At 61.0% G+C, this 6000-nt stretch carries 5 protein-coding genes; 3 read left to right on the top strand and 2 right to left on the bottom strand.

The window, feature by feature from the left end:
* Both ACTRWG_RS03500 and ACTRWG_RS03495 read right to left on the bottom strand, forming a co-directional pair.
* Positions 1–965, bottom strand: a 965-nt coding sequence (locus tag ACTRWG_RS03500; RefSeq protein WP_462828950.1) for a plasmid recombination protein, incomplete at its 3' end; no start/stop codon positions are given.
* 255 nt (positions 966–1220) lie between these two features.
* Positions 1221–1343 (bottom strand): hypothetical protein, encoded by a 123-nt coding sequence (locus ACTRWG_RS03495; RefSeq protein ID WP_206539693.1) that lies wholly within the window; start codon positions 1341–1343, stop codon positions 1221–1223.
* Positions 1344–1514: 171 nt separating this feature from the next.
* Between ACTRWG_RS03495 and ACTRWG_RS03490 the strand changes: the two genes are divergently transcribed.
* The 3 genes from ACTRWG_RS03490 (at position 1515) to ACTRWG_RS03480 (ending at position 5373) form a co-directional block, all read left to right on the top strand.
* Positions 1515–2006, top strand: a complete 492-nt coding sequence (locus ACTRWG_RS03490) for a hypothetical protein (RefSeq protein WP_027236549.1) — start codon at positions 1515–1517, stop codon at positions 2004–2006.
* 308 nt (positions 2007–2314) lie between these two features.
* Positions 2315–3052: a GIY-YIG nuclease family protein gene (locus ACTRWG_RS03485; RefSeq protein WP_245597377.1), complete on the top strand. Its 738-nt coding sequence runs from the start codon at positions 2315–2317 to the stop codon at positions 3050–3052.
* 86 nt (positions 3053–3138) lie between these two features.
* A complete protein-coding gene (locus tag ACTRWG_RS03480) occupies positions 3139–5373 on the top strand; it encodes an AAA family ATPase (protein ID WP_051357807.1) in 2235 nt (744 codons plus the stop codon).
* Positions 5374–6000 lie beyond the last annotated feature (627 nt).

Here is a 6000-nt window from a genome sequence, read left to right as displayed (position 1 = left end):
AGGTCCCGGCCGGTTTCAACGGCCGCCTTTGCCTCGTCCTGGGCATCGCCCAGGATGCGCTTCTTCTCCGCTTGCGCCTTGAGGCGCTCCTCGGCACGCCACTTTGACGGCGGCACATGCTGCCGCCGCTCGGGCAGAGGTTTTCCCTCTGCCCGAGCCTGGCGCCGGGCCTCGGCACGGCGCTCCCCCCGAGTGATCCCAATTGTCTCGAAGGCTTCTCCGGCAAGATCCTGGGCATGCTCATAGCTTTTGATGAGCGGGTTCTCAGATGCCTGCAGCAGGATCTGATGCCCGCGGTTGGCGGATGGTTTCTCGGTCCAAACGGCCACGACAAAGTGGATGTGATAAGCCTCCTCATCGACGTGGGCACTGGCATAGCGCAGTTGACCGTTTGGAAAGTTTTCACGGAGGAACGACATGGCGGTTTTGCGGAAAGCAGAGACACGTTCCGGATCCCATTCAGAGAGCCCTGCGCCGCCGAACCAGTCTTTGTTGACAGTGAATATGCCTTCACGAAGCGGGCCTCTGCTGCAGGATCGCCAGGGGTCTGCAGGCCCTTCCGCCTCCAGCTTCCTGGCGTCCTTCATGCGTGACTTGGCCTTCAGAGCGCGCAAATGCTCCTCGTGATTGTGACGGCGCATCTCAGCAATTTCGCCGCGTATCTGCTGCTGCCAGCCCGGCTCGCCGGCCAGCACCTGGTTCAGCCGCGACAACTCCTGGTCGACATGATCCAGGTCGCCGCCGCCGCGCTCGTCATGCATCTTGAACTTGCCAAGGTCCCGCGGAAACAAGCCTGCAAATCGCAGCACGACCGGTGCTTCATTAAGAATTACGGGCTTTGAGTTGGTAAACTTGGGCTGTACTGTCATCTTGCTGCTCGGATCTGCTTCTCTGATCCGAGTCTCCGCGAAGACGAAGAAAATCCCGATAGGCTTATTTTTGTTTTTGTGAGGCTTGTAACTCACTAGGCAAGTTGCAATCCCGGGCTGGACCCCGGAATTTCAACTTGCCAGTTCGCGAGGGGGATACCCCCTTCGATCCCCTCCTCGGTCGCAGTCCGGGCTCCGCCCAAACATGCTTCCTGCGGCCAGCAGCCTGCTGGACTCGCCCTGCCGGGGGCCTGGGATGACTTATTGTTTTTCGATAATCTGGAAGGGCAGCAAGCCGATCATGCGAAGTTGGAACCAGACACCTGGGTCATTTCCTCCAGGCGCCCGCACTTACTTTTGCAGATACCCTTGTTCTTTAAGGTGCGCGATCAGAAGCCGTTCAACAAAAGAGGCTACAGACCGGTCATCCTCCGCCGCTGCCTTTTCTACGGCTTTCTTGGTTTCTTCAGTCACTCGTACAGATATCGCTGATGTTCTGGCCATGTGTTCACTTGTGTGCAGTTGACATTCAGATTCAATGGGTGCATATTGCATTTAGTTGCACACATTTGCAACGGACCGAGGGGAAGGTGGAAGCTCCCCGCCCGGCCCTAACCAAACCGATCTCGCGGAAGGAGACCGACTATGGCTGATACTTTCCGTATCATGCGCGAGTGCGCGCTGAAAGACCCGTGGCCCGCATCTGTCGCAGATGGCAGCCCCACCTTCATCAACCACACCTTCGGCGCACTAACCAAGGCAGTGGACGAAGCCCTGAATTTGGAGCGTGATCTGTCTCACTCCCTCGCCTGGGATCCCGCTTGCACCAACTTTCAAGAGGCCGCAGAAGCCAAATGGCAGGATTGCCTTAAACTCAGCGGCGACATCCTGACCGCGCAGGTGGTCCGGGCCAGCGACTTGCCTTTGCAGCGCATGAGCATGCTGCTGCACTTCCTCATCGAGTCCACGGGGCCGGAAGAGGCTCTCAGATTTCAGCAGCTGTTCCATGAGAACCAGGAGCTGTTCACCGTCGAAGATGGTGATTGCCAAGCCCTGCTGCAGACAGGCGCGCGACAGATGAACGCTCTCATCGAACTCTCTGTGGCGGCTGAAGCGCAGAACTTTCTGCCCAACTAGGCCCACCATCCCAGCATTCTTCTGACCCGGCCCGCGGCGGACACGCCGCTGCGCCCGGCTCAGCCATGCCATGTCTGAAGTTTCAGCAAGCGCCAGTTCCGGCGCCTGCCCAGCCCAATTTTGCCTATGCGGAGGCTGCTATGCCCCACTCAACCTGCGAACATTTCCCGCAAACGGTCCATCCCCACTGGCGCGCCGCCGCCAACGCAAAAGGATTCAAAATCGTCCAGCGCATCAAAGACCGGTATCATCTGCTTCTAGCCTGCCAAAGCTGCGGCTTGGCACATGCCAGCAAGATCTTTGTTCTAATGAACAGCCAGCCGCAGTGCCCGCATTGCATCGAAGCGCGCTGGCAGGCCGACGCCGCGGCCGCAGGTTTAAAGTGGGCAGGCCGCGATCCGGAAGACCGTCACTATGGCCACTATATCGCCCCCTGCGGCCATAACTTGCGCCGGCAATTTGAGATGGTGAAGCGGGCAGCCGAAGGCCTGTGCAGTGTACGGTGCGAGATTTGCCACGCTGACAAAGAACAGGCTGAAGCAGAAGAACGGGGGTGGCACCTGATCGGAGAAGACACAGGTGGCAACCAGAACTACCGTCTGTACCGGCATGCGTCCTGCGGCCACGAACAAAGGATCGCCCGTGCCAACATGCAAACCAGCCGGTTTGCCTGCGGGCAATGCGGTGAGGACTGGCCTGCCGCACCAAGCTACCTCTACGCGATGCAATTCCGGCTGGCCTCCGGGTTGCGCCTCGTCAAGCTTGGCTTTTCACGGAACCCGGATTCCCGCCTGCGCCACCAGTTGCTGAAGCACCGTGACCTGGACGCGAAGATCCTGAAGACCGTTCCGATGGCAACCGGGCAGCTGGCCTTGCAGGCCGAGAAGCGGCTGCACGCGAAGCTGCAGGCGGGGTTTTCCGATCAAGTCGCACCGCCAGAGCTCTACAGTGACGCCCTGCGGGTCCGCAGCGAGGTCTATTTCGCCGATGCGGCCCAGGTGATCTTCGCGATGCTCGACGCCATCGAGGCAGAAGAAGACAGCTAAGCGCCCCCTCCCCTTCAATTTCCAACATCTCCCGCCCGGTTTCACCGGGCGCCCGATCCCTTTTGCCTGTTCACAGGAGGCTTGCCATGAGCCAGCTCGATCTCTCCAAATCCGCACGCCCCGATTGGTGGCAGTTCGCCGAAGGCTGCGCCCGCCGCTATCATCTCTATTACCATGAGCTGCAGCAGGCGCGCCGCAAGACACTCAAAGAAGACGCGCCAGACGACAGTGCTGGCGCCGAGGAGCCCCTTGTGCCCCCTGCACCGGATCACCCCCATTCTTTGCTGCAACATCTGAGCGAGCAGCCGGACGCGCGGCATCTGCCGCCGGAACTCTGGGAAGCGCTGGAGCAGGAAGGTGCCGACCCATATGCCTGTGACAACACGGGCCGCTGGCTGCCGGACCCAGACCTGCCGGCAGACAAGCTGCTTCTGCTGCTGCGGATCGCCGCGGCCTTCGGCTCCCCGGCTGCAGTGGACGCGCAGCTTGCCCGTGGCGCCGTGCTGATCCTTCGCAACGTTCCTGCTTCCGGTTTTTCAAGCGTGGAAAACCTCCTTAACCACGCCCTGCTGCCGCCGGGCTGGCAGGCCTATGACGCCCGGCGCCAGGTGCAGCTGCCTCAGCGCGTGACCCTTGCTGTCCCCAGTGCCCGCGATGGTGCGATTGAACAGCAACACATTGATGAGCTGCGCGACCAAATCATCAAAGGCCTGGCGCACAGCCAGCCTTTGTGGATCTGCCTGCCGGATGAGATGGCCCTGCCGGCGCCGCTGGTGGCGGAGCACTGTCATCAGCTGGCATTGCCACAGGTGGACGCAGATTTTCTGATCGCCCTGTTGCGTCGGACCCACAGCCGCACGGGCCGCATTGATGAAGCCGCCGCCCGCGCCGCGCTGCCCCCGAGCGGCCAGCTGCAAGAACTCTCCACCCCCACACTCTCTTTCGCCCTGCGTGCGCCCACTGCCAAAAGGGTCGCGCAGCGCATCACACAAGCGCTTGCTGCCGCTGCGGCTTCACCGCCCGAAGCCCACGCCCCGAGGGAAGAGATCACAGGCATTGGCCCAGCATATGACACCGCCCGGCAACTGGTTGCTGACCTGCGCCTGTGGGCCGAAGGCGGCGTGGCCTGGAATGAGATCCCGCACTCCTTGCTGCTTTTTGGCAAGCCAGGCACCGGCAAAAGTTATCTGGCCAGGGCAATGGGAGGGAGCGCCGAGGTTAATTGCATCGAGACCAGCTGCGCTGAATGGCAGGCCAACGGTCACTTGGGTAACCTCCTGCTTGCGATGCGCAAAAGCTTCGATGAAGCGAAGAAGAATGTTCCCTGTATCCTTTTTTTGGATGAAATTGACGCGATCGGTTCCCGCGACAGCGTCGGCGACAACAGTGCCAGCTACAGGCGCCAGGTGGTCGCCGGGTTCCTTGAGCAGATGGACCGCGTCAGCCGGGAGGAAGGGATCATGGTCGTCGGTGCCTGCAACCACCCGGAGCACCTAGACCCCGCGGTGCTGAGAGCCGGGCGGTTTGACATCAAGATCGAGATGCCGCTGCCAAGCAAGGCGATGCTGCAGCACCTCATTGCTGAGCGGCTGCAGGACGCAGTCCAAGAGGGGGATCTGCAGCTGCTGGCGCGGGACAGCATCGGCAAGACCGCCGCCGACATCGACGCCGCGGTGCGCTCTGCCCGCAGTGAAGCCCGGCACAGCGGCTGCCCGCTCGATCTCCAGCTTCTACGCCGCCATCTGCAAGTCATGGAACTGAAGGAGAGCCATGACTTACTTTACCGCATCTGCGTCCATGAATGCGGCCATGCCATCGTCGCCTGGATCTTCGGCGAGGCGATCACACAGGTCCGGGTGGCTGCCGCAGGCGGAACAATCGAACGGGATGTTCCTCCGAATGCAGGTCTGCCGTCGGATTTCGACCGTCAGTTGTACGTCCACTTGTCCGGTCGGGCAGCGGAGCGGCTCATCTTTAATACTGTGTCCGCGGGCGCTGGCGGCAGTGCCACGTCCGACCTCGGGAAAGCAGCGCGGATGGTCCTGGCAATGGATTTTGAACTGGGTTTAGGCGCCTTCGGCAACAGCTGGTTTGGACCGCAGGATCACGCGCAATTGGCTGAACCCGACCGCAAACGCCTCCGTGAGAAACTCGACTACGCCGAGGACCACGCGCGCGCGCTGCTGTACCCCCATCAGCAGCTGCTGCAGGACATGGCTGCAGACTTGGTGCAGAAACGAGAGTTCGATGCCAAAGCGGTCCGGTCCTGGCTGCGCGACGTGCCGCGCAAAAATGGTCCGGAGCCGGTCCAGGACCAGTAGATGCGCCCGCCAACCAAGCCGCGCCGCCACCGGATTTGCACAAAGCTTATGCGCAAACTTCCGCGGTGCAGGCACCGGTTGACCCAAAATCCGGATAATTCCCTCCTGGAAAAACTTTGCCCAAAACCCCTGCCGGACAGTTCTTTGCCCAACGTCCCTGCCCGGCGCCCTCTGCAGAGGGAAAGTTCCGTATTTCTAGGCACTTATCCACATCTCTCGCCTCTACAGGTTCATAGCGCGGGTCGATCCAACCCAATCGAGCGCCGTAAACTGTCTCCATCAACGCACGCGGGCGGCCGCCGCCCGCCGGAGACAGGAGACCTCGGTCAATGGCACGGGACCGGAGAAGACATGCCAAAAGCCAGCAGGCGCCGGAAACACCCGGTCGCCCGGCCACAATCAACTGCCTGCTTGAGGATCATCCGATGCATGCACTGTCCGAGGAGCGTCTGCTGACCACAGAGGAAGCTATAGCCTATCTCGCCCGCTTCAAAATCTTCACCAGTCGCAGCGGGCTGGACTCCAAATTCAAAAGCGGCAGCCTCGCACGGGTTGAGGTGAGCGGACGAGTTCGCATCCTCTACCGTCCGCCGGATCTGCTAAACGCATTCTTTAAGGGGGAGGTTC

It is taken from the genome of Leisingera sp. G5_S3_59_S7 (assembly GCF_054968485.1).
Note: the sequence above shows the minus strand (reverse complement) of the source record. Positions and strands in the feature narration are given on the sequence as shown.